This window comes from Comamonas sp. lk (assembly GCF_900564145.1).
In the GTDB taxonomy this organism is placed as follows: Bacteria; Pseudomonadota; Gammaproteobacteria; order Burkholderiales; family Burkholderiaceae_C; genus Comamonas.
In genome coordinates this window covers 2,274,571-2,299,476 of record NZ_UOOB01000001.1, presented here as the reverse complement: position 1 = coordinate 2,299,476, position 24,906 = coordinate 2,274,571, and the positions used below count along the sequence as shown (strand labels likewise).

Here is a 24,906-nt window from a genome sequence, read left to right as displayed (position 1 = left end):
ACGCTTTTTTGTGAATACCAAAGGGATGCGGCTTAGCGCCCAGCCTTTGCGCACGAAACTGTGCGGGCGCTATGGTGCGGCCGCACCACCTCTGTTCCAGTCCGTACCAATGTCGCGCTTCTTCATCAGTCGACCCAAGTTTGCCTGGGTCATTGCCATCTTTATCTGCCTCGCAGGCTTGCTGGCCATACCCAATCTCTCGGTTTCGCAGTTCCCCAATGTGGCCCCGCCTCAGATCTCCATCATGGCGTCGTACCCGGGAGCCTCGGCCCAGACCATTGCCGAGACGGTCACCAGCGTTATCGAGGAAGAACTGTCCGGTGCCAAGAACCTTCTGTACTTTGGTTCTTCAAGCTCCAGTGGCACGGCAGAGCTGACCGTTACCTTCAAGCCCGGTACCGATCCCAACCTCGCACAGGTCGATGTGCAAAACCGCCTGAAGAACGCCGAAGTCAGAATGCCTGCTGCCGTTCGGCAACTGGGTCTGCAAGTCGAGCAAGCCAACGCAGGCTTTCTGCTGATCTATGCGCTCACGTTCAAAGACAAAGACTCCACCAAGGACGTTGTTGAACTCGCCGACTACGCGACCCGCTATGTGAACAAGGAAATCCGTCGCCTGCCAGGCGTTGGCAAGGTGCAGTTCTTCAGCGCGGAACCTTCGATGCGAGTATGGGTCGATTCAACCAAATTGCTCGGATACGGCCTGTCCATCGCCGATGTGAGCGCCGCCATTCAGGCCCAAAACATCCAAGTGCCTGCTGGCAGCTTCGGCAGCCGCCCCAGTGCGACCGATCAGATGTTGACGGCAACGCTGACCATGCAAGGCACCAAGCGCAGCCCCGAGGAGTTTGGACACATTATTCTGCGCGCCAACGCCGACGGCTCCTCTGTTCGCCTGGCCGATGTTGCGCGCATGGAAAGCAATCTTCAGGATTTCAGCTTTGAGTCACGCCTGGATGGCAAACGCGCCGTAGCCGGTGCCGTGTTGCTGGCCCCGGGCGCCAATGCGATCGCCACAGCGTCGGCAGTGAAGCAAAAGCTGCAGGAATTGAGTGCCAATTTTCCGCAGGACGTCACTTTCGCGATTCCTTACGATACCTCGCTGTTCGTGGAAGTAGCGATCAAGAAAGTAGTTGCCACCTTGCTGGAAGCAATTGTTCTGGTGTTCCTGGTGATGTGGCTGTTTTTGCAAAATATTCGCTACACGCTCATACCGACGATTGTGGTGCCCGTGTGCTTGATGGGCACCTTTGCCGTGATGTATGGCTTGGGCTTCTCGGTCAACATGATGACCATGTTTGGCATGGTGCTGGCCATCGGCATTCTGGTGGATGACGCCATCGTGGTCGTCGAGAACGTGGAGCGCCTGATGGTTGAGGAAGGGCTCTCGCCGCGCGATGCGACGGTCAAGGCCATGCAGCAGGTGTCTGGCGCCATCGTGGGCATCACGCTGGTGCTTATCGCCGTATTCCTTCCCCTGGGCTTTATGTCCGGGTCGGTGGGGATCATTTATCAACAGTTCGCCCTGGCTTTGGCGGTATCCATTCTTTTTTCCGGATTCCTGGCACTGACACTCACCCCCGCCTTGTGCGCGACCTTGCTCAAGCCCATTCCCAAAGGCCACCACGAAGAAAAGCGTGGATTTTTCGGATGGTTCAATCGCTTCTTTGCTCGTCTGACCCAGCGATTTGATGCTTTGAACCAGAAAATGGTGCGCAAAACTGGACGCTATATGGCGGTATATGCCGCACTCGTTGCCATTCTGGCGGCCTCCTATCTGCAACTGCCTGAAGCCTTTGTACCCAACGAGGACCAGGGCTATGCCATTGTCGACGTGCAACTCCCTTCTAACGCGACGTACAGCCGTACCGAAGCTGTGGTGTCGGAGCTAGAGAGCTACCTGGCATCGCGAGATGCCGTGGAGCAGACCATCACCATCGTGGGATGGAGTTTTGCGGGCAGCGGAGAAAATGCGGCGATATCGTTTCCAACGCTCAAGGACTGGTCTCAACGCGGGCCGGATCAAGCCGTTGATGTCGAAACAGCTTTGCTGAACGAAACCCTGGGCTCACACAATGGCGCGCAGGTCATGGCAATCAACCCACCGCCCATCGAAGGCCTTGGCAACGCCGGAGGCTTTGCTCTGCGACTGCAAGACCGTGGCGGAGTGGGCCTTGCCACCTTGAGCGAGGCACGCGACAAGCTTCTGGCCCAGCTGAAAGAATCCCCATCCATTGCTTACGCCATGGTGGAAGGGCTGCCCAACTCGTCACAGCTCAACATCCAGATAGACCGCGACAAGGCCGAGGCGCAAGGCGTGCGCTTTGATGCCATCAGCAATGCGATCTCGACCTCCTACGGGTCGGCCATCGTCGGCGACTACGTCAACAAAGGCCGCTTGGAGCGCGTCGTGGTGCAATCGCAGCCCATGGACCGATCCAACCCTGATGACCTGCTTGCCATGCGTGTGCCCAATGCTTCAGGAGAACAAGTGCCGTTGAGTGCATTTGCCACGGTGCGCTGGGTAGATGGGCCATCCCAGATTTCTCGCTACAACGGTTATCTGTCCTTCAGCATCAGCGGCGACGTCAACCCTGGATACAGCAGCGGCCAAGCGATGGAAACCATAGAGGCAATCATCAAGGAGTTGCCGCGCGGCGTGGGATACGAATGGACCGGACTGTCCTACCAGCAACGCCAGGCAGGCGCACAGGCTCCCCTGCTGTTTGCGCTGGCCATTCTGACCGTGTTTCTGGTGCTGGTTGCGCTCTATGAAAGCTGGACTGTTCCAATTTCCGTGATGCTCATCGTGCCAATCGGTGCCCTGGGCTCTGTGGCGGCCATGCTGGCAGTCAACTTGCTGCCCTTGAGCTCCTCGATGGCGAACGATGTCTACTTCAAGGTGGGGTTGATTGCCATTGTCGGTCTGGCGGCGAAAAATGCCATTTTGATTGTGGAGTTTGCCAAAAACCTCAGAGAGTCAGGCGCAAGCTTGATAGAGGCCGCGACCGAAGCTGCAAAGCTTCGCTTCCGCCCGATTGTGATGACCTCTCTGGCCTTTATTCTGGGTGTTGTTCCACTGGTTCTGGCCTCAGGTGCTGGCGCTGCCAGCCAGCGCTCGCTAGGCACCGGCGTCATCGGGGGCATGCTGGCGGCCACGGTGGTCGGCGTGATCTTTGTGCCGGTTTTCTACGTCGCAGTCATTTCTCTTTGGGAGCGCAAAGTGCGCATAGCCAAGCCCAACAATGGGCAGGCCGATCAATAAGAAAGCCAATTAGGTACAGCAAGCCTGCCACTGCGCAGGCTTGCTCTTTTGGTAATGCCAGCTACTTCAGCGGGCCCGGACTTGGCACCGGATTGGCAGGCGCTGGTTCCGCACTCGGCACTTGCGACCCGGGCACCGGATGCTGCATCTCAACACCACTGCTCGCTGGCGCTGAGGACTGCATCTTGGGCTTTGGCGTCCTGTCATCGCACGCGCCCAAAGCTACGGCGACGGTGAGCAGTACAAGGATGGACAACGATTTCATGATGTTCTCCTTCGTGAAAACACTTCATGTTAGAGCGGGCAGACCCACAATTTCACCGGGCTGCTGCGGTATTCCTATCTGGTTTCGTTTTCATACACAGGCATGAGACCGCTGCCAGGGAAGGTGCAATTTCTCTATCGAGTTCCAGAACTCAATTGCATGAGTTGAAAATACCGTGACTCTTTGTGAGGGATACCAAAAGTTCCATATCAAGCGTAATCAAACTGCTACGTCGTGAGCAGTTGCATCACAAAATTCAGTCTTGCACCTCCCTCTCCTACACAGAGGACTTTCAGAACTGGGGGACTATGGATTCACAGCAAGTCATCCAGGCTTGCTGTTCACCCAACTGAAGGAGTAGTAGCTATGCAGCAACAAAACAACCCACAGAACCAAGTGAACCAGCAAGGCCAGAACCCTGCAAAACAGCCAGGTCAGCAGCACCAGCAGCAAAACCCAAACACCCAACAGCCCGGCCAGAAGCCGCAACCGGGCCAACAACCACAGCAGCAAAAGTAAGCGACCACCCAGTGTTTGATGCGGCTCACCCAACTGAACATCCGCTGTCACAGCGACAGTACCGCAGCTTGCATTGGCCACTCCAGATGGGGCAAGCCATCAAGAGTCCCAACTTTGAACAACAGCAGTGCAAGTGCAATAAGCGGCAATTAGGGGAAGAGATGAAGCCCCTGCCAAGCGCTCAAATGCATTGACTGATTGAGTCCCAGGAATTCGTTGATACGTCTCATATATGGCCCGCCTTGTGCGGGCCCTTTTTTGTGAAACGGTCACATTCAGCCATCTATTCAAAAAACTAAGGCATCTCGCGGAAAACTCAAACCATAGCCCTTCTACTCATTCATCAGACATCAGCCTGCAAGCAACCGTCGAATAGACAGCGAAGATATCCAGCTGAAACCAGAATGAGTTCTCCCGCTGATTACTTGGCAGGCGGAGCATTACGATCCGATACCCACTCCTGGAAAGCCGAGCCATCCCGCAAGACGCAGGTACGAAATTCGCCGCCCTGCCCCTTCTCGGTACGCAATTTTCCGCCTTGCTTGCTGCAATGATTCTCAGCCGGATTGCCCATGCTGAACGTGACGGACTGAGAACAGCCGTTGAGACTCAGCGCAGCAATCGCGACCCCTGCGGCTCCTAGTGCTTTTTTCATGCACTCAATGTATCAAAGCCACGCTCGCCACGGAGCAGGCTTTTTCTTTCTGGCGTACTTAGCTAGCACCTGAACTGAAGATCGCTTCAAGGCTTGGTCGCCAATGCCACCAGGTTTCTACCCCGACCTTTTGCCGCATACAAAGCCATGTCGACACGACGCAGCAGATCGACCGGTGTCTCGCCAAGATTCCAGGCACCTACACCCGATGACATGGTGACGCTCCCCACGCCAGGAAAGACTTGCGTGGCAATTGCGCTGCGGATGCGCTCTGCCAGTTGCTGCGCCGACGCTAGGCCAGCTCCGGGCAGAATAAGCAGGAATTCCTCACCGCCCCAGCGGACGACATGATCGGTTGCACGAACACTGAGGCGCAAAGCCTGTGCGACTTGTTGCAGTACATGGTCGCCTACTTCATGGCCATGTTGATCGTTCACCTGCTTAAACAAGTCAATGTCGCACATGATCACAGCATAGGAAGCGCCATGGCGCTCGGCGCTGGTCTGGCAGCCATCCAGCTCGTACTTTCCAGCACTGCGATTGAGCAGCCCGGTCAAACCGTCGCGATAAGCCTGCTCACGCAACTCTTGCTCGCGTTGTACCAAGTCGCTGATGTCCTTGGATATGCTCACGTAATGCGTGATTCGGTGCGTGGGATCCCGAAGGGCCGAGATGCTTTGAGCTGCATGGTAGAGGCCGCCGTCCTTGCGCCGATTAACAAAGGTTCGGCTGAAATTTTCTCCTTGCACCAGCGCGTCACGCAACTCGGCATAAAACTGAGGCGTATGCACACCTGAACGCAGTATCGCCGGCGTGTGACCCAAGACCTCGGATGCCGCATATCCGGTTTGGTGTTCGAAAGCACGATTCACAAACACCATCCGCCCGCTGCGGTCGGTAATCAGCACTGGAGCATTGGCAATGTTGAGCGCCTGGGCCATCAAATCCCGCTCTCTCTCAGCCATCACCTGATGGGTGACATCCTGCTGTACAGAAACAAAATGCGTGATCTCGTCGCCTTCATCACGTACCGCAGAAATATTCCACGAGACATGATAGGGAGTCCCACCTTTTCGGTAATTGACCGCACTGCCCTGAAAAAAGCGGCCATCAATGAGGCATTGCCTCAGACGCTCTATCACCTTGGCATCGGTATCCGGCCCTTGAAGGACTCGCGGTGAAAGCCCTAGCAGCTCCTCACGGCTGTAACCGGTCATGGAGCAAAACGCTGGGTTGCAATAGGTGATCACTGGGCCACCGCCCTGCATCTCTGCATTGGTAATCACTACGGCATTAAACGACTGTGCAACGGCAGCCTCCAGCAACTGCGCACTGGTGTCATCACGAACGGCTGAGCAATTAGGGAGACTCATCAGCGTATCTTCTCCATGTCCGGCGCGCACGTTGATCGAATGCCAAGGCGCAATGACACATTTTGATACCAACAGGTACATCTTCGGAAATAAATACAAAAATTTCCCCTGAACCCAATGAGCCACGCTTTTGCTTAGAGCAAGCTGTCTGTCACCAAGCCCGCCTCGGTGTGCTTTCTGATTGGCACAGCTGTGCTGTACACATATCGAATATGATGTGCCGACACATGTCTAGGATGTGTTCGCAAGCTTTTTCTGCTCCGAAGCCCTGCCAATCAAGAAAATCAATTGGATCGACCTGGGACAAGTTATGAGATGCCAACGTCAACAAGCATCGACTCGCACTACAGGCGAATTCCGGCGCCAAAGCCAAGGGCGTGGCTAAATCCAAGATCGCAAACTGGAGATCACTCAAGTGCTGAATATCTGCAAGCGCGAGAATAATAATGAAAAAGCACTACAGCAGTTATAGCTGTAGCGCTTGAATTCTTGGGCGGCGCTGTTGCATAAATCAGTATCAGGCCAGACACTTGCGATCCTCGCCATCTTTGCTTGGTTGGCGCAGGTGTAGCGATGGCAAGCGCCCCTGAAGCAGGGGTGTATTAAATTTAGCGTTTGCCGTGACTATGTCCACCATCTGGCCTATTTGATCCATGTGACCGATGACCGCCTTGATGCGGACGGTGCCCACCGTGTGCCCCATGCCCATGTGGCGGGCGATGAGCATGTGGGCGCTGAACATGGTGGGGTCGATGGACACGATAAGAAGGTGCGTAGTACACGTTGCCATACGACTGATAGATGTAAGGATCACTATAGCCGTAACCGGGGGTGGTCGCGTAACAGCCTGACAAAAGCAAAACGAGTGCAGAGACTCCTAGTAGTTTTTTCATGCTTGGAGTCTATGAGAGTCGGTGACTTACGGGTATTCAATATGTAAACCCGCTCAGGCCTGCTGCAGCGCCGTCCAACTGCTAGCAATAACGACCAGGAGCACAATCGCGGGAATCCCATCGACCATCACGATCCGGGCGTCGATCTGAGCCAGACCTGTCAGGTCTCGGGCCGCGATCGTTGTCATATCGATCACCACGGTCATGCTCATATCGGCCACCGTGATCGTGACCTCTGTATCCATCAGGCGGCGGCAAAATACAGCCCCCTAAAGTCATTGCAATTTCTGCAAGTGCAACTATCTTTTTTATAGCAAATCTTTCTAAGTGGTCGCTCTCAGTCTAGTCCTTATGTAGCAATTCCAGCTGTAAACCAACGTCCCTTTGACTCGCAAAAACAGGCTCTTTTTGTTTCCGGGGTTCCATAACTAGAACAATCGGCTTGCTGCTGCCCCTGGCCTATTGCTAGCTGCACAGCACAGACCCAAACAGAATAATTTGTTGTCCTAGCGCCTACCAAGCTCTCAACGCGCGATGCCATGGCCTGCCCTCTCGTCCATTCACCGGCACTCTGACCGCGTGTGTCAGACACCACCATGTGCTTTTAGATGCGCAATAGTTTTAGCCCTGAGATAAGCGAGAAATGATCCGAGCGGCTTGAGTGAAAAAAATCACTCTTCTCATGCGGCAAACAGTTGATTCACAACGACTTGGTCGCGCCCTGATTGCTTGGCTTTATACAGTTGCTTGTCGGCTGTGTTTACGACTTCACGGACATCTGCACCATACGCAAGTGCCGCAATGCCAACGCTCATGGTGATACGCTGCCCCTGCGGCAAAACATATCCCCCCTCGCTGACCTTTGCACGGATTCGTTGAGCTACTCGTTCGGCATCTTCAAGATTCGAATTAGTCAGCAGCAGAACAAACTCCTCGCCACCAAAGCGCGTTACCAGATCAGTGTTGCGCACACACTCCAGCATCGTGGCGGAAACGGCCTTAAGCACTAGGTCGCCATAAGCATGCCCCCACGTATCATTCACGCGCTTGAAATGATCAATATCGCCCACCAAAATCGAGACAGGTTGCAATCTACGATCGATAGCATGCTTTTCTGCAAGCTCCCAAAAAGCGCGTCTATTTAATAGGCCTGTGAGCACATCATGGTTACGTTCCTCCCTCAAAACAGCTATGCCATCTCGCATGGCGACGACGAGCAAAAGACCAGACAGAATCAAACTGAAAAGTAGTGAACCCAGCATCGTTGCCACCCAGTAGATGGAGGCGGTCATATCCTTGATCTCTGTGAAGCCCAGTATCAGCAACATAACCGGGCGCAGCATGGTGTAGATAGCAAATACGGCATATGACCAGTACAGCAGAGTCTCCAACCGATCTTTGTTTGAGTTCTTGAAAAAGATCGCTGGAAATGGCAAAAAATGGATGATGCCCAGCCCAATGTTCAGCCAGAGCGCTCTGACGGCAATGTTGTCCTGAACAACGCTATTTTGGTAAAGAATGGCCAGCACCACTAGCCCGACAGCAGCTGCATTTTTTGGGTAAGAGGGGACAAAAAATTTTTGCGCGATGCCCAAAGTGCAAAGCCAAGCCCCTATCAAGTAAAGAGGGCCAGTGAAAATGGCCCACTTGGACAGATCCGTCTTTGGAAGCACGCTCTGCCAGCCCATTGCAAATCCAGTCAGCACCAATCCGCATGCTGTCGATAGCAGAAAAAGCGAGCGACGCTGAAAAATCCAGCACAACCCTAGCAAGCAACCTATAGCAGCTATGCAAACAGGTGCTATCAACAAATAGAGCTGACTACTGCTAGGCATTCGGATTTTTTATCAGTGATGGCCTGCTGACGCCGATGGCAAAACACTCCAAGCGAATGCTTTTCGTGACAAAAAATGGAGACTGCTGGAAACGAACAGAAATTTCGTGAATATGTTAACCACCGTTGCAATGGAAAATTCATTTCCCTGAGATTTCTTCTGCCATTTGAAACATATGCTCTATCAGAAACACCAGAGATATAGGCACACAGCGCACGCCCCGATTTCATATTTCAGCTTTGCTGGTCGGCCAGAAACAGCACGGATGCTGTCTGCAGCGAACCAGGCCAACTCCTAGAACCGCCTGATCGCCAACACCCCCGCACCGCACCGCACCGCAGCTTTACTCATGCTGGAAGAGAGGCTGCAAGACCAGATTGATGGCTAGGCAACATCCGGCGCAACGCCCCAGACGACCGAATTCGGGTTCACAGAAGCACACACTGGACCACCGTCTCCCATTGTCCCGTGAACGCGGGCCTCAATCATCCCCCCAGAGTGCAGCACTGTCTCAACGACTTCCGGGGGAATAAACGCGAGCTTCAGCTTGGCACGACGCGTCCAGGGTGAGCCAGACTGACCAGCAAGGGTGCCAGAGTTGATGTAAACAAATCGCTCTGAGGGTGAGCCCTGCGCGAATTCGCCCAGGAAGTTGACTGAGCCCGTCGAAAGCGGCAGCCCTAGACGAAGTGAGAACTCGAATCGAAGTGGCTCATGCTGACCATTCAAAGGCTCGAGCAGATCCGATCTGCCCCGCTGTACTGCGAACCGAACTCCAGGCGGAGCATCTACTACCAGGATTCGAATTCGGACGGATTGTGCGGAGTTTGCTTGGCTCATGTGAACAACCAGTTGTCTAATGTCGAACTTCAGTGGCCGCCGAAGGCCCTTCGATGAAAAGAATGGAAGAAAGCGCCTCTCCGGGCAACGACACAAAGCGCCAAGAGTGGTGGTCGTCAAAGTCATCAATCTACAGCCATGCAGAAAAAGGATATCTTTAAACCAGAATCATGAGCTCGCTCTTCTTTCAAACTTGATGAATATTGCCATCGAACATGCTGGCATCCATGCCAATTCATGCAGACTCATCAAGTAAAACTCCGAGCGCCCCCGGACAGAAGTGCCGGACCCACACGAACTCAGTGCATTTCTGGACTGGCTTTTCAGGTTAGGGCTGTAAAGCAGAACTCTGGCACTCATGGCCGAATTTGTCGCTCTTGTTGGCTCCAGACGGGTCGAATTCTTGGATCTGCAGATGCCACTGATCGGCATGGAGGCCAAGGTCACGCTCGATAGGCGTTGTTGCATAAACACCGAGCCTGTGCTCTGTAGGCTCGGTGTATGAGCCAGCCCACACCCAAGAAACGTTATCGCACCACCAATTGGAAGCAGTACAACTCGTCCCTAAAGGCTCGTGGCTCCCTGACGATTTGGTTGGATAAGAAGATGTCTTGGTTTGCCGCAGCAAGCGGCAAACGCGGGCGTAGCCCGAAGTTCTCGGATGCTGCCATCCAGTTTTGCTTGACGCTCAAGAATCTGTTTGGCTTGGCCCTACGGCAGAGCACGGGACTGGTGCAGTCCGTGCTGCAATTGTCGGGGCTTGCTTGGCCTGCCCCTGACTTCAGTACTTTGTGCAGACGCCAATTAGGGCTGAACGTTCAGGTGCCGTACACACGCAGCCAAGGCGGGTTGCACCTGCTGGTGGATTCGACAGGAATCAAGTTCCTGGGCGAAGGCGAGTGGAAGTGCAAAAAGCATGGGCCTGAGCGTCGCCGCCAGTGGCGCAAGCTGCACATTGGCATTGATGCCCAGACATTGCAGATCAGGGCCATCTGCGTGACGTCCAACAATGTCAGCGATGCTGCGGTGTTGCCTGACTTGCTGCAGCAGTTACCGGAGGATGAAGCGCTTGAGAGCCTGACGGGCGATGGAGCGTATGACACACAGCCCGTGTATGAGGCGGTGATTCAGCGGGGTGCCGTCCCCATCATTCCTCCGAGAAAGAACGCCCGGATACGCAAAGGCGATGCGTTCGCGTGTCGCAATGCGGCGCTCGTTGCATGCAGACGTTTGGGTCGAAGGATATGGAGAGTGTGGAGTGGTTATCACCGGCAAAGCCTGGTGGAAACCAAGATGAACTGTATTAAACGACTGGGCGAAAGGGTCATGTCCAGAACCTTTGAACGCCAAGTGAATGAGCTGCATATCCGTGCAGCGATATTGGATCGATTTACAGAACTGGGCCGTCCTCAGACGGCAGCCGTGGCATAGCCACGGCTGGGGTTTGGGGTGGTTCGCCTCAAGTTGGAGTTATGCAACAGCGCCGCAAACGACCAAAGGCCGGCATTTGCCAGCAGGTGGCCCAGACGATCCCTGCCAGTACGCACCAATCGACCAGATTCCAGATGACGGGCTTCATGTGCTTTCCTTCCTAGAAATGAAAAAACCCACTCAGCGGTTGCTAGTGGGCTTGGGTTGAAAAGAAGTGAGGCCTGCCGGCATTCCATGAGGCATCATGGGTAGCTCAACTTATCGAAATGAAGCCTTATGCGCACTTCTGTCACTTTGATTGCAATCGCTTTTTCAGCGTTGGCCGCCCACTCTGCACTGGCGCAACCCGTGCATGCCACTTGTGAAAGCAAGCGAGCAGAGATCTCGCGCGACTTAGAGCATGCCAAGGCCAAGGGCCAGGTGAGCCGTGTACGTGGACTGGAGAAGGCTCTGCGCGAAAACGAGGCTCATTGCAGTGACGCAAAACTCGAGCAAGAGCATGCAGCACGAATTGCCGAGCAAGAGAAGAAAGTGGAGAGGCGGCAGCGTGATCTCGACGATGCGCGAGCCACAGGCAAGGCTAGCAAGATCGCAGACCGTGAAGCCAAGCTAGCCAAGGAAAAGACTGAGTTGGAAAAACTGCGTAGTTGAGCGCTCTGAGCTTGAGGCAAGCCGCCGGCATCTGCCGTTCTTGAGATATCGCCGCGGATGTCGGTTTTTGGCCGAAAGCATCGATAGGACGAGATCCAAAGTTGTTATTCAGCACGTGTTGTTGCTCAAACCTAGAGCCAGCGCCGCACCTGATGACGATAGGTCTCAAACGAAGCTCCAAATCGCGCCCGCAAGGCATCTTCCTCTGGTCGTATCTGGAAGCGCTGCAAATACGCCATGAATAGCGGCACGAGGAGCATTGCTGACATCTTTCCCAGCCACACTGCGAAGGCCAAGAGTAAAAATGCGAAGCCCAAATACATGGGGTTGCGTGTCAGACGATAAACCCCATGCACGACCAGCGCTGTCGAGGTCTCAGGATTGACTGGGTTGACCGTGGTTTTTGCGTGCCGAAATGCCAGAACGCCAGCAATGCAGAAGGCCCCGCCCACCGTAGCCAGCATGGTTGCCACCACCCATTCGCCTGGAATCTGGACTGTTAAGACACTGGGCAGAAACCACATTGCGGCGGCAAATAACGCGGAAAGCGCCACTGGGGGCACTCGCAAAAACAGCCAAGGAAAACTATTCCGCGATGGTGGTTGGGTAGGCATGTGAGGGCAAATACAGAATGTTGTGCCACACACCTTAAAGCTTGAAGTAACTTTAGTGTCAACGGGCCCAATGGCATGACTATTGCAGCCGCTCAATCAGCGCCCTCTGTACAACAACCGGCCCTTTCAATGCGCTTACCTAGGCGTCTCGCTTTTTTAGTTGAATCGACCAACTTTTTGTAGATAGTTCACAGCCTCCTATTTCCGTTCAAATAGGAGTCCATATGAACGCACAACGCTACCCAGAAGAATTCAGGATTGAGGCCGTCAAGCAAATCTTGGAACACGGCCACAGCGCAGCCGACGTCTCACGCCGTTTAGGCGTGAGCACGCATAGTCTGTATAAGTGGATTCGACTGCAGCAAATCCCCGCAGCTCAGCGGCAGGAGCAAGTCAGTCAAAGCGAAGAATTACGCCGTATCAAAGCAGAACTCAAAAGGGTCACCGAGGAGCGTGACATCCTAAAAAAAGCGGCGGCGTACTTCGCTCGCCAGTGCGACTGAAGTACGCCTTCATTGCCAAGCACCAGTTGATTTACAGCGTTGTGCGCATGTGCCGGGTGCTGCAATTGCACCCCAGTGGTTACTACGCTTGGAGGGTTCGGCCGCTCAGTCAACGTGCGGCCGATGACCAGCGTCTATTGGGCCTTCTAAAGCAGGCATGGCTAGAAAGCGGTGGCGTATATGGCTACCGCAAGTTGACATTGGACATGCGTGACTTAGGCGAGACCTGCAGCAGGCACCGGGTAGCAAGACTGCTGCACTGTGAGGGATTAAAGGCTCAGCGAGGCTACGGACGACGCCCTCGTGTGCGAGGAGGTGCTCCAGCAGTCGTGGCTCCCAACTTACTATCGCAGCAGTTCACCGTGCATGCTCCGAACAAAGTCTGGGTGACTGATATCACCTATATCAGCACTCATGAGGGGTGGCTGTACCTGGCAACGGTAATTGACCTGTTCTCACGCCAAGTTGTTGGCTGGGCAACAGGTAGCCGCATTGATACCCAGCTGCCCTTGGATGCATTGCATATGGCGCTCTGGCGTAGAAGACCATGCAATACCGTGACCGTGCACTCTGACCAAGGCTGCCAATTTACAAGCCATGAATGGCAGCGCTTCCTTGCTAGCCACAACCTGCAATCGAGTATGAGCAGGCGAGGAAACTGTCACGACAACGCAGTTGCTGAAAGTTTTTTTCAGTTGCTTAAGCGGGAGCGCATCCGCAGAAAAACCTATCCTACGAGGCAAGAGGCGCACAGCGATGTCTTCAGCTACATCGAAATGTTCTACAACCCCATTCGCAGACATTCGTCTGCTGATGGTCTGTCTCCAATAGAGTTTGAGAGACGTAATTCCGTGAGGCTGGCAGCTATCTAAAAAAATCTGGTCGATTCAATTTCTTCGCAGGTGTCGGCGTCTGGTCCTATGCACTTCGCCGCGCCGGCTGGCCAGATGATCGACCTGTTTGGACCGGTTCCTGCCCTTGCCAACCTTTCAGCCAGGCAGGCGAAGGAGCTGGGTTTGATGACAAGCGGCACCTATGGCCGCACTTCTTCCACCTTATTAGCCAGCTCCGCCCTCCAACTATCTTTGGAGAGCAGGTTGCGAGCCGCGACGCAGATCCTTGGATCGACCTTGTACAAGATGACCTGGAAGGCGTGGAATACCGGGTCGGGGCGGTCCCGTTTCCGTCTGCGAGCGTCGGTGCACCGCACATCCGTGACCGGCTCTACTGGATGGCCTACACCCACGGCGGCCTTGGCAGACAAGGGCGTGCGAACCTTCGAGGGCGGACTGCTGGAAGCAATGCGGAATCATGGGCCGGACTTGGCGGCGGCAGCATGCTTGACCGGCTGGGGCACACCGACCGCCAGCACTCCGGGAGGCTCACCGGAGCAAGCGATAAGGCGCAAGGAGAAGCATGCTTGCGGAGCGGTTGCGACCTGCCTAGCGCATCAGGTGCAGATGGCCACATGGGCGACTCCCAGCGCGCGGGACTGGCATTCAGCCAGCGCATCGCCAGAATTCCTTGCGGAGCGAGCGGAGCAGACGCGGGGCAAGCCATTGAGCGAGCAGGCATTCACCCTCCTGCCGGGCCCGGCCCGGTTAACGGCCACTGGTCAGCTGCTGACTGGCTCCTGTGCCGGGATCGAAAGTGGCGGCCAGTTGAACCCGGCACATTCCCGCTGGCTCATGGGGCTCCCGCCAGAGTGGGACGACTGCGCGCCTATGGCAATGCCATCAACGCGGAAGCCGCGCGCGTCTTCATCGAAGCAGCAATGAGCTGCATGCCCTGACCACAAACACCCCAGCCCGCCGCCGCGGGCTTTTCTCATTCTGGGAGCCCTCAATATGAACACTACGCCCTGCGTCCTCGATGCCTGCTGCGGCAGCCGAATGATGTGGTTCAACAAGCAAGACTCGCGTGCGGTGTTCGTGGATCAGCGCCGCGAAACACTGACCGTCACAGATCGAACCCACCGCGAAGACGGGACCCGCACTCTTGTTATTGAGCCAGACTTCCTGATGGATTTCCGCGCGCTGCCATTCCCGAATGAGTCTTTCTGGCATGTCGCATTCGACCCACCACACCTTGAACGAGCCGGCCCCAAAAGCTGGCTGGCAGCCAAGTACGGAAAGCTGGGTCAGGACTGGCGCGAAGACCTACGTGCTGGCTTCTCGGAATGCTTTCGGGTTTTGCGGCCACATGGAACGCTGGTATTTAAGTGGAATGAAACCCAGGTGAAAGTCAAAGAGGTTCTGGCGCTGACGCCGGAGAAGCCTCTCTATGGACAAGTCAGTGGTCGCTCTGGAATGACCCACTGGCTTGTGTTCATGAAAGCAGCTGCCAAGGAAGGAGCGCATCAGGAATGACTGAAGCAATAGAAGTGACAGTACGCGACAGGACTGAAAAAGGCTGGTGGGTTGATCAGTCCCATTGGTATCAGCAGAAGCTGTTTTCAAAGACTGGCGTTGCTGAGATCGTCAAACTCAAGGACGGCACCGTGACTCGTGGTCTTTTGCTGTACGGATACGACGGCTGGTTTGACTGCGGATACCGCCCCATTGAAGTCACCCAATGGCTGAAGCCTGTGCGTTGGTTTGAATCTCCGGATGACATGGCCGGCAAGGAAAAAGAGTACGCGACTTACCGATATGAGCGCCTGTACAGCAGGCCATCTGTCTTTCGGGGTGACCAGGCGCAGAAAGGCCAAACATGAGTCGCCGAGCCCGAGACCGAGGCGACAAGCGCGACAGATGGCGCGAACCAATCAACCACCCCGAGCCCCGCTGATGCGGGGTTCTTCTTTTGGAGACCTAGATGCTTGATGCAAAAGCTGTTGCCGGGATGCTCGGACTCAGCGAGCGGACCGTCTATGAACTCGCAAAATCCGGGCGTCTGAACTGCTACCGATTTGGTAGCTCAGTTCGCTTTGAAGAATCCGACATAGAGGAATACAAAAAATCATGCCGATCCGTTTCGACTCCCGCAACCAGCGTTGGCGCTTTGAGTTCGACCAGGTTATTGCGGGCCAGCGGCAGCGGGCTAGCCGCCTTCTTCCAAAAGGCTACACCAAAGCCGAAGCCCAAAAGTTCGACCTCGAAGAGACCAAGCGACTCCACTCAATTGCGACTGGTGTCAGCAAGCCCGAGCCACTGATTGAAGATGCGGTTCTGCTCTACCTGAAATACCACGCACCGGCGCTCAAGAGCTATGAGAACATCGTGCGCGAACTCAAGGCCTGCCACAGCGCCTATGCCGGCAAGCCATTCTCAGCTCTGCCGGCCATTGCCATCAGCTACCGGCCAGTCGGTGACGACAAGAAAATGATGTCTGCCGCGACGGTTCGCAATCGACTCTCCTACCTTCGGGCGGCGTGCCGGTATGCGTGGAAGCACCATGGCCTAGGAGACCGGAACCCCGCCGAGCGCATCAGCATGCCGAAGGTGCGCAACGAGCGCCATGTCTACCTTGGCCGGGCGGAGTTCCTGAAAATCTGCTCGAAGATCAGGCCGGGCAAGGAGAGGGCTGCCATCCGCATTGCGTTCTATAGCGGAATGCGGGCGGCCGAAGTTGGCCTGGCACAGGTGACATATGGGGGTGATGTTTTTGAGCTGAGCGGCCAGTACACCAAGAACGGGCAACCCCGTGCCGTACCGATTCACCCTCGCGTCACCCACATCGTGCGCAATCCGACTTTGTGGCCAGTTAAGCCAACGAAGTGGACGGTCAGGCTGGTGCCCGGGCTGCTGGATTTGGCCATGCCAGGCAGCACGACTTACGTCACAGTACGGCCAGCGAGATGATCAATGCAGGAGTTGACCTCTACACGGTCGGAGGAGTTCTTGGGCACAAGTCGGCAGTGAGCACGAAGCGCTACAGTCACTTAGCCACTAAGACTCTGCAAAGTGCTGTTGCGTTGGTTGGCAAAAAAGTCCGCACAACGGCCAAGAAAAAAGCAGCTTGAATTTCATTTTTGCTGCTTCTTTGATAGCAAAGAAAAAAGCCACTGTATTGCTACAGTGGCTTGTATTCTTTGGTGGGTCCTGCGAGATTCGAACTCGCGACCAACGGATTAAAAGTCCGCTGCTCTACCGACTGAGCTAAAGACCCTACCTTTGCCGAAAAGCAGTTGTTGCTTATTCTGCGGTATGACGTTATTGTAATAGGTTTTTCAGGCCTTCAAAGAAAGTTTTCGACTAATTTCGTCGATCACCCAACCTGCAGCACATTGACCGAAGGTTGCAGTGACCGCAACCACCGAGCCATAGCCATGGCAATTGAGGCTTCCATCGCCTTCGATGGCACATGAGGCGTCGGGCGAAGCCACTGCCTCGCGACTGAAAACACAGGTCACGCCCATGCGCTTGCCGTCCTTGGGAGCGCCGAACTGCTTGCGCAGACGATAACGCAGCTGCGCCAGCAAGGGGTCATGCGTGGTGGCGCTCAAATCGGCGATATCCACCAGATGCGCCAGACGTTTTCCGCCCGCAGCCCCTACCGAAATAAAGCACTGCTTGGTTTTGCGCGCATGCGCGGCCATGGCGGTCTTGGCTTTGACCTGATCACAGGCGTCCACCACGGCATCCGCATCCGCAGGCAGCAGCTGCAGCCAGTTGTCGGGGTCCACAAACTCGTCAATGCAATGCACCTGGCACGCCGGGTTGATCTGGGCGATGCGGTCACGCATGGCTTCGATCTTGGCCTGCCCCACCGTCTCGGTCAGTGCATGAATCTGGCGATTGATGTTGGACTCGGCCACATGATCCATATCAATGAGCGTAAGCCGGGCCACACCGCTGCGCGCCAATGCTTCGGCCGTCCAGGAACCCACGCCACCAATACCGACCACGACCACATGTGCTGCTCGGATGCGGGCTGCACCCTGCACGCCATACAGCCGCTCAAGCCCGCCAAAGCGGCGCTGCATATCCGCATCGTTAGGAGAAAAAACAGCGCCTGTTTCGGGCGCTGTTGCTGTGCTTTGAGACAGAATTTCCGACATCACTTCAGCGTAGCCAGCTTTGATTTGGCATTGGCCGCCGCCTCGGTGTTGGGATAGGACTTGATCAGACTCTCCAGCGTGGCGCGAGCTGCCTTGGTGTCCTTGAGTTCCACCTGACAGTTGGCAATGGACAGCGCAGCTTCCGGTGCACGGGCATGCAGGGGTGCATTGGTCAGCACGGAGCGGAAGTTCGCAATGGCGTTCTTGTAGTCACGCGTGGCGTACTGAGAGTTGCCCAGCCAGAAACGCACGGACGGCGTGTAACCGCTCTTGGGCCATTGGCGCAAGAAGGCTGCAAACGCCTGACCGGACTCAGGGAACTTGCCGGCACGGAACAGGCCCAGTGCATCGTCAAATTCCTTTTTTTCATTGGGGTCCGCAGCAAACTCCTGTCCGTCCACATTCACCATGGTCGGCTCGAACTGGCGCAGGCGGTCATCCATGCCCTTGGCCAAATCCTTTTGACCACGCTGTAGCTCCACCACGTCACGAAGCAGCTGCTCGTTTTGTCCACGCAGCTTTGCCTGGTCGGCCTTGAGCGCTTCGATCTGGGATTGCAACTCCAGCAGACTGCGGCGCGTTTGCGAGTTGTCCTCGCCCATGCGCTGCGAAGATTGCTGCAGGCTGTCAACGCGCTGGCGCAGTTCGATGATGGCGCGGCGCGCCTCGTCATCACCAAACAAGGCTGCTTGCGAGCTGACGGCATAGCCAGCCAAAAGGCTGGCTACCAGCAGCGGGCGCAGCGATACGGAACGGAGAGTCAACTGAGCCTGCATCATCATTAACGGTAGGAGATTTCAACGCGGCGGTTTTGGGCGTAAGCGTCTTCGCTATGGCCTTCTGAGGCAGGCTTTTCCTTGCCGTAGCTCACGGCTTCCATCTGGGAGTCATTGACACCCATCAGGCCCAGCGAACGGCGCACGGCTTCGGCGCGCTTTTGGCCCAGAGCCAGGTTGTATTCACGGCCACCGCGCTCGTCGGTATGGCCTTCCAGCTGTACCTTGGCATTGGGATTGCCCTTGATGAACTTGGCATGTGCTTCGATCTGAGGCTGTGCTTCGGCCTTGACGCTGTAGCTGTCAAAGTCAAAGTACACGATGCGGCTGACGCCTTGAGGGCCGGCCTTGGCAGCGGCGGAACCGGTCAGGTCCACGCCGGACACGCCGCTTTGGCTGCTGCCCGAAGTATTACCGCCGCCCTGGCTGGTCAGGGAGCCGTCGGTGACGGGCTTGTCATCGAGCTTCACGCCGGAGCTGCAACCGGCAACCAGAGCGGTCACGGCCAGAGCCAGGGAAAGACGTTTAATGGTAATCATGGAATTTCTCCGATAGGTCCTCACGGACTTTTTTACTGTTAGAGGAAAAAACAAACTGGCAATCACTGTTTCTGGAACGGGCCCCAATCGGGTTCCCGTATGTCCCCGCCCTTGCCTGCCAGACGCGCCTTGATCTTCCCATCGAGCGTGGTGGTCATGAGTGCTTCACGACCACCTTGAATGGTCGCATAGACGAGCAGGCGGCTGTTAGGCGCAAAACTCGGACTCTCGTCAGCCGTGGTCTCGGTGACAGAGTTGACCGTGCCGGTGGACAGGTCCATGACCTGCAGCTTGAAGCCGCCACCGATACGGGAGATATAAGCCAGCCATTTGCCATCGGGGCTGATGGCGGGCGAGATGTTGTAGTTGCCGTTGAAGGTCACGCGCTCGGCACCGCCGCCCGTGGCGGCCACTTTGTAGATCTGCGGCGCACCGCCACGATCGCTGACAAAGTAGATGGTGCGGCCGTCGCTGGAGAAGCAGGGCTCGGTGTCGATGCCGCTGCTTTGCATCAAACGACGCGGCTCGCCGCCTTGGGCGCTGATCAAGTACAGCTGCGAGCCGCCATCGCGGCTCAAGGTCACGGCCAAGCGACTGCCATCGGGCGACCAGGCCGGTGCGCTGTTGGAGCCGCGGAAATTGGCCACCAGACGGCGCTGGCCGCTGGCCACATCGTGCACATAGACCACGGGCTTGCGCGACTCGAACGACACATAGGCCAGCTGCGTGCCGTTGGGAGCCCAGGCCGGGGAGATGATGGGTTCGGGGCTGGACAGCGCCGACTGGGCGTTCTCACCATCCGCATCGGCAATCCACAGCCGGTAGTTGGCGCCGGCCTTGGTCACATAGGCGATGCGCGTAGAGAACACGCCTTTTTCGCCGGTGAGCTTTTCGTAGATGTAGTCGGCAATGCGGTGAGCCACCAGGCGCAGATCGCCGGTGGTCACGGCAAAGCCCTGGCCTCCCAGATCCTGGCCGCGCACCACGTCCCACAAGCGGAAACGCACGTCATAGCGGCCATCGGCCAAACGGGTCACGCTGCCCGAGGCCAGAGAATCCGCGCCTTTGGAGCGCCACAGAGTCACGTCGGGGCGCGAGGATTCATCCAGCGCCACGCCCGAAGCATCCACCGCGCGGAACAAGCCGCTGCGCTCAAGATCGGCCTGAATAATGGCCGAGATTTTCTGGGGCGACGCACCCTCTCCCTTGAACGGTGCAATGGCAATCGGCAACTGCGTCAGGCCAACGCCTGTCACTTCCACCCGAAACTGGGCCAGAGCGGGAATTGCTGAAGAAGAAGCTAAAGCGGCGAGCACGGTGCGGCGCGAAGCACCAAAACCTGCAGAAAAAGAGGAAAGGGATGGTAGTCGGTCAATAGTCATTGGCAGCCATCAAAATTTCCGGGCCATGCCCGGCACGAACACAAGCGCGAATGTTACACACACTGCATGCGTCATGATGTAAGAACGTGCTTAGTAGGGTGATCAAACGCAAGCCCGACGCACAAGGAAAAATGAGAGCATGCCAGAGTCTGATTACATACGCTAGCCACAGGTATGCATGGCAGAACTCATGGCCCGGGCCTGAAATCTGGCCTTTCATAGCCTCTAAAATCACGCGCTTATGCAAGCCACACCGCCCACACCGCCAAACGAGGCAGACACCGCACCGGCATCTGCCGGCACGCCTGCCGCAGCACCTGCGTCGGAGTCTGTTTCTGCCCTTCCCGTCGATGCACAGGCCGCAGCGGCGGCCGAGTTGCCACTGATGCAGCGCTTGAAGCGCCTGACGCCCTATTTTTCGGGCCAGCGCTGGGCCTGGGGGCTGGCAATCCTGGCCACCTTGATTGGCGCGGCCACTGAAGCGGCCCTGCCCGCCCTGCTAAAACCCTTGCTGGACAGCGGCTTCACCCAGGGCACGCTGGCCCTGTGGACGGTGCCGGTCTTTCTGATCGGCATCTTCGTCGTGCGCGGTCTGGCCCAGTTTGCCGGCCAGTATGCGCTGGCGCGCATCACCAACGACGGCATGCTGGGGCTGCGCAAAAGCCTATTCGAGCGGCTGCTGGCAGCGGACATGAGCCTGTTTTCGCGCCAGTCTGCCTCCTCGCTGTCCAACACCGTGGTGTATGAGGTGCAAACCGGCGCCCAGCAGCTGGTGCAGGCCATGATGAGCATCTCGCGCGACGGCTTCACCCTGATTGCCCTGCTGGGTTATCTGATCTATCTGAACTGGCAGCTCACGCTGATCGTGGCGTTCATGGTGCCTGGCGTGGCCTGGATCATGAAGGTGCTGTCCAAGCGTCTGTACCGCATCACCAAGTCCAGCCAGCAGTCGACAGATCAACTGGCCTATGTGGTGGAAGAGAATGTGCTGGCCCATCGCATGGTGCGCCTGCATGGCGCCCAAGCCGCCCAGCAGTCGCGCTTCAATGCCCTGAGCCGCCAGTTGCGCAACCTCAACACCAAGGCCACGATTGCCTCGGCCGCCATGACGCCGCTCACGCAGGTACTGGCTTCGGTGGCGCTGTCGGTCATTTTGTGCATTGCGCTGTGGCAAAGCCGCGATGCAGCGGCCGCCGCATCCAGCGTGCAGGATGTGACCGTGGGCAGTTTTGCTGCCTTCATCTCGGCCATGCTGATGCTGATTGCGCCGATTCGCCGCATGGCCGACGTTGCCAACCCGATTACCCGCGGCGTGGCGGCTCTGGAGCGCGGCCTGCATCTGCTGGAAGGCTCGGTCAACGAGCAAGGCGGCAGCTACCGGCCCAGCGCTCCCGTCACCGGCGCCATAGAGTACAAGGGCGTGAATGTGCAGTTCGGCGAGGACAAGGCCGCAGCGCTTTCCCACCTCAACCTCAAGGTCGGTGCCGGCGAAGTCGTGGCCCTGGTCGGGCCCTCGGGTGCGGGCAAGACCACGTTGGTCAATCTGCTGCCCCGCTTTCTATCGCCCACCAGCGGTCAGATCACGCTGGACGGCGTAAAGCTGCCCGACTGGGATCTGAACGCGCTGCGCCATCAGTTCGCCATGGTCAGCCAGGACGTGGTCATGCTCAACGACAGCGTGGCCGTGAACGTGGCACTGGGCGGCGATATTGAAGAGGCCCGCATCTGGTCGGCGCTGGAAGCGGCCAATCTGGGCGACTTTGTGCGCCGTTTGCCCCAGGGAATCCATACCAGCGTGGGCCATAACGCCAGCCAGCTTTCGGGCGGCCAACGCCAGCGCCTGGCCATTGCGCGGGCCCTGTACAAGAACGCGCCGATTCTGATTCTGGACGAAGCCACCTCGGCGCTGGACAACGAATCCGAGCGCCTGGTGCAGCAAGCCTTGACCCGCCTGATGCAGGGCCGCACCACGCTGGTGATTGCCCACCGCCTGTCCACCATCGAGCATGCCGACCGCGTGGTGGTGATGGAGCGCGGCCAGATTGCCGAGCAAGGCACGCATGCCGAGCTGATGGAGCTGGACGGCCTCTACGCCCGCCTGCATTCGCAGGTGCGCAGCACAACAGCCAAAGCTGCGCCTGCGCAAAAATAAGAGCATCTAGCGCACCAATCAAAAGGACTTCAGGACTGATAGGCCTTGAAGTCCTTTTTTCATCAGCGCCACCCGCTATCAAATCAACAGTCTGAAGCGCTTACCAGCTGCCTCTAGAGGGCTGGCTTTTGCGCTCGGTCCTCAGCGCCTGGCTCAGGTGATCGGCCATGTACTGGCGATCCACCAGCTTGGCAAAGTCCACGGCGGTAAAGCCGCGCTGGTTGCGCAAGCTTAAGTCTGCCCCCTCCTTGAGCAGCAGACTGACCACCACCTCGCTGCTGTACTGGGCAGCCAGCATCAGCGGCGTCGTGCCATTGGGCGAGGCGGCATCGATGTAAGCGCTTTCCTCGAGCAGCAGCTTGATGATATCCAGCGTCTGCGGCGTATCGGCCGAAGCCGCGTAGTGCAGCGGCGTCCAGCCTTCGCGATTCACATCGGCACCGCGCTGTATGAGCTGCCTGGCCAGGTCCAGATGACCTTTGATGCAAGCCATCATCAGCGCCGTCTCGTTTTGCCGGGAAGCCAGATTGACCTTGACGCCCGGCGATTTGAGCAGCACGTCGAACACCTTGAGCGCATCCTGGTGCAAGGCCGAAACCAGTCCGGGTCGGCCGCGCGAGTCCAGCGTATTCGGATCGAACCCCTTGAAGATCAGATTGATCATGACACTGGCGTTGTCGCTGACCAGCGCCCGCGAATAGTCATCGAAATCACCGGCCTGGACCCGAACCGCCACCAGGCCTGCCAGGGCAGCGCCCATCTGCCCCAGTCGCAACAGGGATTGGCGACGGCTCACACGGGTGGGGACAAACAGGCTCATGGGTTCTTCTCCAGGACTTACTGCGTCACGCCCTTGAACAGGCGATCGAAATTGGCGCTGGTGGCCTCGGCCACCTCTTCCACCGAAATACCGCGCACCTCGGCAATTTGCTTGGCCACAAACGGCACGTAAGACGGATTATTGATCTTGCCGCGATAAGGCACGGGCGCAAGATAAGGGCTGTCGGTCTCGATCAGCAGCCGGTCCAGCGGCACAAAGGCCGCCACATCGCGCAGATGCTGGGCGCTTTTGAAGGTGACTATGCCCGACAGAGAGATGTAGTAGCCCATGTCCAGCCCGGCACGCGCCACTTCGGCCGTCTCGGTAAAACAGTGAAAGACGCCGCCGGCCTGGGTGGCGCTATCGGCCTCGCCGCACTCGCGCAGTATGGCCAGGGTGTCGTCCGAGCTGCTGCGGGTGTGAATCACCAGCGGCTTCTGGGCAATCTGCCCGGCGCGGATATGGGTGCGAAAACGCTGGCGCTGCCATTCCAGATCGGCAATCGTGCGCCCGCCCTTGCGGTCTTCCATGCCGTAGTAATCCAGCCCCGTCTCGCCCACCGCCACCACGCGCGGCAAGGCGGCGCGCTGCACCAGATCGTCAACCGTGGGCTCGGTCATGTCTTCGGTATCGGGGTGCACGCCCACCGTGGCCCAGAAGTTGTCATAGTCCAGCGCCAGCTGGTGCACATCGCCAAACTCTTCCATGGTGGTGCAGATGCACAGGGCGCGCGTGACGCGGGCCTGCTCCATGGCGGCGCGGATCTGGGCCAGATTGCCGTGCAGCTCGGGAAAGTTCAGATGGCAGTGCGAATCGGTAAACATGAAAAAAACCTGTCAAAAACAACCATGCCGACCCTCCGATCTAACGCCCTGGCAAGAGCGAAATCAGCAGGTCGGCATGCAAGGCGAAAACTCGGCCAACAAGCCTGGCTCAAATGGTTTGCGTGGGCTTTTCCGAACTCAGTGCCGTGCCCAGAATGCCTTCGATCTTGGCCCTGAGCTCGGCAGACTTGGCATCCTTGGGAAATTGCAGCCCCACGCCCTGCGTGCGGTTGCCGGGCGCGCGCTCCGGCGTCACCCAGGCCACGCGGCCCGCAATCGGGTAGCGCTGAGGATCTTCGGGCAGCGTCAGCAGCACATAGACATCATCGCCCAAACGGTAATCACGCTGAGTGGGCACGAAAATCCCCCCCTCGGCGAACAACGGAATATAGGCGGCGTACAGCGCAGCCTTTTCCTTGATCGCCAGTTGCATCACGCTGGGCCGGGGAGTGGAAGGAGCATTCATAGGTGCTGAAATTTCATCCGACAGGGCGGCCCAAGGCTCGCCCTCTCAACATTTTTTCAAAGCCTGTAGGTTAACAGCCTACAAGGCTCATGGTCAAAATC

The 24,906-nt window shown here is 57.0% G+C and carries 24 protein-coding genes, 1 tRNA gene and 1 pseudogene; 10 read left to right on the top strand and 16 right to left on the bottom strand.

What is annotated here, in order from left to right; genetic code table 11:
- The first annotated feature begins 109 nt into the window (after positions 1-109).
- Positions 110-3,265, top strand: coding sequence for an efflux RND transporter permease subunit (locus EAO39_RS10590; RefSeq protein WP_120967354.1), 3,156 nt, complete (start codon positions 110-112; stop codon positions 3,263-3,265).
- Between the two features lie 589 nt (positions 3,266-3,854).
- On the opposite strand, the gene EAO39_RS22830 is transcribed toward EAO39_RS10590, so the two are convergent.
- From EAO39_RS22830 to EAO39_RS22970, 7 genes are all read right to left on the bottom strand, one after another.
- Positions 3,855-4,130, bottom strand: a complete 276-nt coding sequence (locus tag EAO39_RS22830; RefSeq protein ID WP_205589369.1) for a hypothetical protein — start codon at positions 4,128-4,130, stop codon at positions 3,855-3,857.
- Between the two features lie 340 nt (positions 4,131-4,470).
- Positions 4,471-4,704, bottom strand: a complete 234-nt coding sequence (locus EAO39_RS10580; protein ID WP_120967352.1) for a DUF333 domain-containing protein — start codon at positions 4,702-4,704, stop codon at positions 4,471-4,473.
- Positions 4,705-4,790: 86 nt separating this feature from the next.
- Complete coding sequence (locus EAO39_RS10575) at positions 4,791-6,203, bottom strand: sensor domain-containing diguanylate cyclase (RefSeq protein WP_240466953.1); 1,413 nt, start codon at positions 6,201-6,203, stop codon at positions 4,791-4,793.
- Positions 6,204-6,594: 391 nt separating this feature from the next.
- Positions 6,595-6,837 carry a hypothetical protein gene (locus EAO39_RS22525; protein ID WP_162989524.1) on the bottom strand — a complete coding sequence of 81 codons (243 nt, stop codon included), beginning with the start codon at positions 6,835-6,837 and terminating at the stop codon, positions 6,595-6,597.
- 186 nt (positions 6,838-7,023) lie between these two features.
- Positions 7,024-7,215 carry a hypothetical protein gene (locus tag EAO39_RS10565; protein ID WP_162989523.1) on the bottom strand — a complete coding sequence of 64 codons (192 nt, stop codon included), beginning with the start codon at positions 7,213-7,215 and terminating at the stop codon, positions 7,024-7,026.
- Between the two features lie 435 nt (positions 7,216-7,650).
- Positions 7,651-8,658, bottom strand: a complete 1,008-nt coding sequence (locus tag EAO39_RS10560) for a GGDEF domain-containing protein (protein WP_240466952.1) — start codon at positions 8,656-8,658, stop codon at positions 7,651-7,653.
- Between the two features lie 531 nt (positions 8,659-9,189).
- Positions 9,190-9,645 (bottom strand): DUF5990 family protein, encoded by a 456-nt coding sequence (locus EAO39_RS22970; RefSeq protein WP_120967347.1) that lies wholly within the window; start codon positions 9,643-9,645, stop codon positions 9,190-9,192.
- 501 nt (positions 9,646-10,146) lie between these two features.
- Here EAO39_RS22970 and EAO39_RS10550 point away from each other — a divergent pair.
- A complete protein-coding gene (locus tag EAO39_RS10550) occupies positions 10,147-11,076 on the top strand; it encodes an IS5 family transposase (protein WP_120967346.1) in 930 nt (309 codons plus the stop codon).
- Positions 11,077-11,352: 276 nt separating this feature from the next.
- Positions 11,353-11,727 (top strand): DUF1090 domain-containing protein, encoded by a 375-nt coding sequence (locus EAO39_RS10545; RefSeq protein ID WP_120967345.1) that lies wholly within the window; start codon positions 11,353-11,355, stop codon positions 11,725-11,727.
- A gap of 131 nt (positions 11,728-11,858) precedes the next feature.
- Here EAO39_RS10545 and EAO39_RS10540 read toward each other — a convergent pair whose 3' ends face one another.
- Positions 11,859-12,191: an isoprenylcysteine carboxylmethyltransferase family protein gene (locus EAO39_RS10540; protein ID WP_240467093.1), complete on the bottom strand. Its 333-nt coding sequence runs from the start codon at positions 12,189-12,191 to the stop codon at positions 11,859-11,861.
- 374 nt (positions 12,192-12,565) lie between these two features.
- Between EAO39_RS10540 and EAO39_RS10535 the strand changes: the two genes are divergently transcribed.
- The 6 genes and pseudogenes from EAO39_RS10535 (at position 12,566) to EAO39_RS10510 (ending at position 16,808) form a co-directional block, all read left to right on the top strand.
- Positions 12,566-13,716 (top strand): IS3 family transposase gene (locus EAO39_RS10535; protein ID WP_120967343.1). Its coding sequence is split into 2 segments (ribosomal slippage): positions 12,566-12,815 and positions 12,815-13,716, totalling 1,152 coding nucleotides; the frame shifts between segments, so codons are not numbered across the junction.
- A gap of 152 nt (positions 13,717-13,868) precedes the next feature.
- Positions 13,869-14,636, top strand: a pseudogene (locus tag EAO39_RS10530) (DNA cytosine methyltransferase); the annotation flags it as partial.
- 55 nt (positions 14,637-14,691) lie between these two features.
- Positions 14,692-15,213: a class I SAM-dependent methyltransferase gene (locus EAO39_RS10525; protein WP_120967342.1), complete on the top strand. Its 522-nt coding sequence runs from the start codon at positions 14,692-14,694 to the stop codon at positions 15,211-15,213.
- Positions 15,210-15,560, top strand: coding sequence for a hypothetical protein (locus EAO39_RS10520; protein WP_120967341.1), 351 nt, complete (start codon positions 15,210-15,212; stop codon positions 15,558-15,560). The genes EAO39_RS10525 and EAO39_RS10520 overlap by 4 nt, the downstream gene beginning before the upstream one ends.
- A 247-nt stretch (positions 15,561-15,807) precedes the next feature.
- Entirely contained in the window at positions 15,808-16,647 is an 840-nt protein-coding gene (locus tag EAO39_RS22965) for a site-specific integrase (protein WP_240466951.1), read from the top strand.
- On the top strand, positions 16,644-16,808 hold the full coding sequence (locus EAO39_RS10510) for a hypothetical protein (protein ID WP_240466950.1): 165 nt from the start codon (positions 16,644-16,646) through the stop codon (positions 16,806-16,808). Before EAO39_RS22965 ends, EAO39_RS10510 begins: the two co-directional genes overlap by 4 nt.
- Positions 16,809-16,878: 70 nt before the next feature.
- Here the strand turns inward: EAO39_RS10510 and EAO39_RS10505 are convergent.
- The 5 genes from EAO39_RS10505 to tolB form a co-directional block, all read right to left on the bottom strand.
- Positions 16,879-16,954 (bottom strand) — tRNA-Lys (locus tag EAO39_RS10505).
- Between the two features lie 61 nt (positions 16,955-17,015).
- Entirely contained in the window at positions 17,016-17,846 is an 831-nt protein-coding gene (locus EAO39_RS10500) for a tRNA threonylcarbamoyladenosine dehydratase (protein ID WP_120967338.1), read from the bottom strand.
- Positions 17,846-18,628, bottom strand: coding sequence for a tol-pal system protein YbgF (gene ybgF / locus EAO39_RS10495; RefSeq protein ID WP_120967337.1), 783 nt, complete (start codon positions 18,626-18,628; stop codon positions 17,846-17,848). Before ybgF ends, EAO39_RS10500 begins: the two co-directional genes overlap by 1 nt.
- Positions 18,628-19,161 (bottom strand): peptidoglycan-associated lipoprotein Pal, encoded by a 534-nt coding sequence (pal, locus tag EAO39_RS10490; RefSeq protein WP_120967336.1) that lies wholly within the window; start codon positions 19,159-19,161, stop codon positions 18,628-18,630. The genes ybgF and pal overlap by 1 nt, the downstream gene beginning before the upstream one ends.
- A gap of 62 nt (positions 19,162-19,223) precedes the next feature.
- Positions 19,224-20,543 carry a Tol-Pal system beta propeller repeat protein TolB gene (gene tolB / locus EAO39_RS10485; protein ID WP_120967335.1) on the bottom strand — a complete coding sequence of 440 codons (1,320 nt, stop codon included), beginning with the start codon at positions 20,541-20,543 and terminating at the stop codon, positions 19,224-19,226.
- 385 nt (positions 20,544-20,928) lie between these two features.
- On the opposite strand from tolB, the gene msbA reads away from it, so the two are divergent.
- Positions 20,929-22,695 carry a lipid A export permease/ATP-binding protein MsbA gene (msbA, locus tag EAO39_RS10480; protein WP_240467092.1) on the top strand — a complete coding sequence of 589 codons (1,767 nt, stop codon included), beginning with the start codon at positions 20,929-20,931 and terminating at the stop codon, positions 22,693-22,695.
- A 100-nt stretch (positions 22,696-22,795) separates the two neighbouring features.
- On the opposite strand, the gene EAO39_RS10475 is transcribed toward msbA, so the two are convergent.
- The 3 genes from EAO39_RS10475 to EAO39_RS10465 form a co-directional block, all read right to left on the bottom strand.
- Positions 22,796-23,515, bottom strand: a complete 720-nt coding sequence (locus EAO39_RS10475) for an ankyrin repeat domain-containing protein (protein WP_120967333.1) — start codon at positions 23,513-23,515, stop codon at positions 22,796-22,798.
- Between the two features lie 17 nt (positions 23,516-23,532).
- Positions 23,533-24,339: a TatD family hydrolase gene (locus EAO39_RS10470; protein ID WP_120967332.1), complete on the bottom strand. Its 807-nt coding sequence runs from the start codon at positions 24,337-24,339 to the stop codon at positions 23,533-23,535.
- A gap of 109 nt (positions 24,340-24,448) precedes the next feature.
- Positions 24,449-24,805, bottom strand: coding sequence for a PilZ domain-containing protein (locus EAO39_RS10465; RefSeq protein WP_120967331.1), 357 nt, complete (start codon positions 24,803-24,805; stop codon positions 24,449-24,451).
- Positions 24,806-24,906 lie beyond the last annotated feature (101 nt).